This window comes from Elusimicrobiota bacterium, from assembly GCA_040757695.1.
In the GTDB taxonomy this organism is placed as follows: Bacteria; Elusimicrobiota; UBA8919; order UBA8919; family UBA8919; genus JBFLWK01.
Map to the genome: position 1 here is coordinate 1 of JBFLWK010000129.1, position 4,476 is coordinate 4,476.

General features: G+C 34.8%; 6 protein-coding genes and 1 pseudogene. 5 read left to right on the forward strand and 2 right to left on the reverse strand.

Going from position 1 to position 4,476, the window contains the following annotated elements; translation table 11 throughout:
- Both AB1349_12935 and AB1349_12940 read left to right on the forward strand, forming a co-directional pair.
- The coding region (locus AB1349_12935) for a hypothetical protein (GenBank protein ID MEW6558230.1) at positions 1–233 on the forward strand (233 nt) is incomplete at its 5' end.
- 489 nt (positions 234–722) lie between these two features.
- Positions 723–1,043 (forward strand): DUF433 domain-containing protein, encoded by a 321-nt coding sequence (locus AB1349_12940; protein ID MEW6558231.1) that lies wholly within the window; start codon positions 723–725, stop codon positions 1,041–1,043.
- Between the two features lie 108 nt (positions 1,044–1,151).
- On the opposite strand, the gene AB1349_12945 is transcribed toward AB1349_12940, so the two are convergent.
- Entirely contained in the window at positions 1,152–1,445 is a 294-nt protein-coding gene (locus tag AB1349_12945) for a helix-turn-helix transcriptional regulator (GenBank protein ID MEW6558232.1), read from the reverse strand.
- A 138-nt stretch (positions 1,446–1,583) separates the two neighbouring features.
- On the opposite strand from AB1349_12945, the pseudogene AB1349_12950 reads away from it, so the two are divergent.
- Both AB1349_12950 and AB1349_12955 read left to right on the forward strand, forming a co-directional pair.
- Positions 1,584–2,183 (forward strand): annotated as a pseudogene (locus AB1349_12950) (RNA-binding domain-containing protein).
- Positions 2,167–2,577, forward strand: a complete 411-nt coding sequence (locus AB1349_12955; protein ID MEW6558233.1) for an ATP-binding protein — start codon at positions 2,167–2,169, stop codon at positions 2,575–2,577. The pseudogene AB1349_12950 and the gene AB1349_12955 overlap by 17 nt, the downstream one beginning before the upstream one ends.
- Positions 2,578–2,791: 214 nt before the next feature.
- On the opposite strand, the gene AB1349_12960 is transcribed toward AB1349_12955, so the two are convergent.
- Positions 2,792–3,541 (reverse strand): transposase, encoded by a 750-nt coding sequence (locus AB1349_12960; GenBank protein MEW6558234.1) that lies wholly within the window; start codon positions 3,539–3,541, stop codon positions 2,792–2,794.
- Between the two features lie 641 nt (positions 3,542–4,182).
- On the opposite strand from AB1349_12960, the gene AB1349_12965 reads away from it, so the two are divergent.
- On the forward strand, positions 4,183–4,476 hold a 294-nt coding region (locus tag AB1349_12965), incomplete at its 3' end, for a helix-turn-helix domain containing protein (protein ID MEW6558235.1).

The following is a 4,476-nucleotide window of genomic DNA, read 5'->3' on the forward strand; positions in this document are numbered from 1 at the left end:
AAAAATGGGTGAAGTGGAAACAGCGAAGCCGGAGTAAGATTGAAGGGTTCATCGGTGTTTCAAAAGTTCACCGTGGGTTAGAGCGGTTGCTGTTCAAAAATGAAGAGTTGAACATCCGACTGGGCTTACTGGCGATGAATTTATCCACAGGGTCACCTTATAGAAAGTTGCAAGTAAAAAATAATATGATAAAGAATACATTCAGAAACAAGATAAACCCAAAGAAGATTTGAGGCAACTACGGTTGTTTTGAAACAAGATATCCTGTGGCTTTGCCACAGGGTAGTTCATTAAAATCATACAACACACAAAAATATTTCTTACCCAAGCACAATCAATAACTGCACGGATACTTCCTGGACAAAATATCTCTCTGAAAACTCCAACTGGGGTAAAAGAATAAATTCTGAAATTAGATTTAAGATGTACTCAACTATTATTGACTATTTGAAATCCGAATACAACTATCATAAAATTGCCTTATGTAAAGAAACAAAATTCATCTGGCACCAACTAAAAATGAACTACCACAAAATCAACTGCAACTGTATCTGGTGAATATAATGTTAAAAGTTTAGCTGTTCATTTAAATGTTGACTCAAAAGCACACAAAATTTTTTCTTTACTTTTTGTGTTAAATATGATATAATAAAATCAAACATTAAATTTTGCATATAAGAATAGTTACACGACGAGTTTTTCAGAAATTGGAGGTTAAGCATATGCAACAAGTACTTACTAAAGAGAAGCCTACTGAACATCCATACATTGTAAGGAACTCAAAAATCTGTGGTGGAGAACCCATAATAAAAGGAACACGAACAACCGTGCGGTCAATCATTGGATACTACAAAATGGGACTTTCAATTGAAGACATTTTAGCAGGGCTTCCGCACTTAAATCCTGCTCAGGTTCATGATGCAATATCGTACTACCACATGCATCTGCAAGAAATTGAGCGATATATAAAAGAAAACAGTGAAGAATATTGTAAGAAAAAATACCCACCAAACTTGATTAATAAAACAAGAGCAAGAATATGAAGTTTTATCTAAACGAAGATATACATTTTGCACTTGCAAATGCTTTAACTTAAGTAATTGGAAGTAATACAAAATCCTTCCTAATAATGATACCTGAAGGAAAAGATTTTAACTGGATAAGTTTGTTTTTAGGGTTTTTGAGAGTTTATGGATAATTTCTGGGGCAGGGTGAGTGCGGTTTCTTTCGTAGCGGCAGATTGTAGCAACATTTAGACCAAGTTTTTTTGCAAGGTCCTCTTGAAGTAGACTGTTTTTAATTCTGAAGTATTTGAGCTTTTCAGCAAATGTTTTAGGCTCTTCTGGAAATAGGATTTTAAGTTTTGTTTCTATTAGTTCTTTTTGAGATGGTGGTTTCTGGCGCTCCTGACTTAGAGTAATTTGCCCATTCTGTATCTGCACCACATACAATGGGAATGAAATGGTAAAAAATGGTGGTGTAAGAGTGCCATCATCCCCGTTTTTTATTTTTGTCGTCGCAAAATCATTGATAAAATTAATATATTGTCATCCTCACAACACTTTCTATTCAGGAATTTATTGATGAATAAAGAACAAATTACAAAAATTGTTGAATCCGGCGAGTCAGACACAGTAGAATTAAAACAAAATTTTGATAAAGATGTCTTTGAAACTGTATGCGCATTTGCGAATACTAAAGGTGGCAATATTATTATCGGCATAAATGATAAGAAAATGGTAAAAGGTATTTAGTTGGGTAAAGAATCAATCAACAATTGGATAAACCAAATTTCACAGACAATAGAGCCAAAACCACGACTAAAAGTTGAAAAACTCTTCACCAAAGATAAACCAATTGCTATTCTGCAAATTTCTGAAAGCCAAATAAAACCTGTAAGTTTCAAAGGTAGATATTACAAACGAGTCAGTTCTACTAACCGTCAGATGAATTGGGAGGATATAACGAAACTCGTTCTTGAAAGTGTCGGAACAACCTGGGATGAAATTCAAGAAACTCGTGCAGAAATTAATGATATTGATACAGAAAAAGTTAAAAAATTTATTCAACTTTGCAATACCACAGGCCGAAGACCGGTTCCAGCCACTGAAACCCCATTAGATGTGCTAAGAAAACTTGAACTTATAAAAGACAATAAACCAACCCGTGCTGCAATTTTGTAAAATTGCTGAAGCATTTTATTATGCTGGGTATATAGAAAAATGGGGTAGAGGAACATTAAAAATAATTGATGAATGTAAGAAAATAAATTTCCCCGAACCAGAATTTATAGACGATGGTTCAAGTTTCAAAGTGATATTCAGAAAAGATATTTTGACTGAGGAATATCTCCGAAAACTCGGTTTAAACGAAAGACAAATAAAAGCTATAGTGTATGTGAAGGAGAAAGGGAAAATCACAAACAAAGAGTATCAGTTATTGATAAATACAAATCGTATAACAGCAATGAGAGATTTGCAAGACCTTGTTAAAAAAAGCATTGTTAAAATGGAAGGCACCGGTAAAAGAAACATTCAATATAGACTTTTCATTGATGCAAAAATGATGCAAAAATAGTTGAGAAAAGTATCTTGAAGCCCAATGGTAGAGGCAGGAGTGTTTGTTGTATTCTAAAAAATCTTGGCGATTAGTTGGCGTTTACTTGGCGATTTTGGTAATTATCTGGTGATTAAACAAATTGGTTATCCCGACAGAGAATTTTAGACCAACTCTCAATTTTATCTCCAAAAGAATTCGGAAACATACAAATATCCGAACAATTAAAAAAAATTTAAAATGAAATTATCAAAATCAGAGAAAAAACAGAATAGGAATATGAGAGATAATTTGTGACATAGATATGGACATCTTTTGGATCATCTTTGTTCCAATTTCCGACGGCAAGGACAACAAGAAAATTTCTTTTAAGTCCTTTAAGTTTTGATTTGAAGCGATAAGTATAAAAGCCTTTTTTCTTACCGTGTGGAGTGGATACCGTTACCCAGCGAAGTTTATCGCTGGGGATGAGTTTAACAAGTTCATCTGCGCGTGTCCATTTTCCGCGGTAAGAGATAAGTCTATCAACCGGCGCTTCTGTAATAAAGGTTCGACCTTTTTCTTGTATAAATGCGACAAAGTCATTGGAGAAATACCAGGTATCAACAACTATATCGGAGAAGTTAAGTTCTTTGTCAATAGCATCTTCAACCAGTTCTTCAGCGAGTTCAATTTTACTTTTGAAATCTTCAAAAGTTCTTTCAAATAGTGGATCATCTTTTGGTATGTATGGTTTAAGATTTACAGGGAAAGATTTTTTGTTATCACAATAGGCAGAAGCGACAACGATATTGCAGTTTGTGATGATATCTTCAGTACCGTAGTGTTGAACTTGAGCACCTTCAGTTTTGAAGCCCCATTTTTTGCAGCCGGTATCGTCAATAACGAGAACACCTTTGGGACAGGTTTTGGTTGTGCGGTTTGACTCAAGAATTTGGATGCGATAGGTATTAAGTTTTTCTTCGTTCCATTTTGCTTCGGAAATGAAGTACTATAAGTTTTCATAATTAGCAAAAAAGTTTCGGGAAGCAATAGTTTGAATATTTGTTCTTTTAAGTTCCAAAAACAGACTTAAAACATAAACAGAAAAGCTTAAGAAAGTAGGTTTTGAAAAAATATCTTGGAATTTGTTGAGGAAGTTTGTTAAGATTTTTGGTGGAGTTGAAACAAAATTTACCATGGTTTTACCTCCTGAAAAAAATGTGTGGTCGTAAGACCATGGTAAAATTGTACAAAATTTTACATAAAAGATCTAGATTTTTTTTGAGTATGCTTTTTTGAGACGGTAAAACATCTCAAAAAAACCCAAAAATTAACAAAGCACTGTGCTTGATGGGACAAAGAAAAGATTGGTTCAACGAGTGGGAGATGGAACGATTATTAAGCGATTTGATATGACACCAATTCCACGTAGTTGTGCTCCCCACGAGCTTATTGAACAAAAGGGAGGTTTGATTTGTTGACTACCAACCCTTTTTTATTATAACTTGATGTCTAGGAATTTCAATGTTATAGATCTTTGTTATCGTCAGGGTCAAAATCAGGATCTATCTCACCCAGAAGGTAATTGGACACGGGATTTGAAAGAATTGGTTGACTGCTGACCCTAAAAAGGGAGTAGTCAATATGGGTAGATGTGATAACAGAAGGAAGCGGTACAGTGCGGATTATAAATTGGAGTTGGTGAAATTAGCGAAACGTGGCTACAACAAGGAGCAGATAAGTAAATTATCCGGGATACCGAGGACAACAATCAACGATTGGGTAAATAGATACGATGAACGAGGAGCGGAAGGGCTAATAAACCGTCGGCAGTGGAGCAGTGTAGAGTTAATAAAAAAGCCGCCAGCAGTAATAGATAAAATACTCCAGTTGAAATCTGAACATCCCGCGTTCGGCAGCCAAAAAATCAGCGGGTAT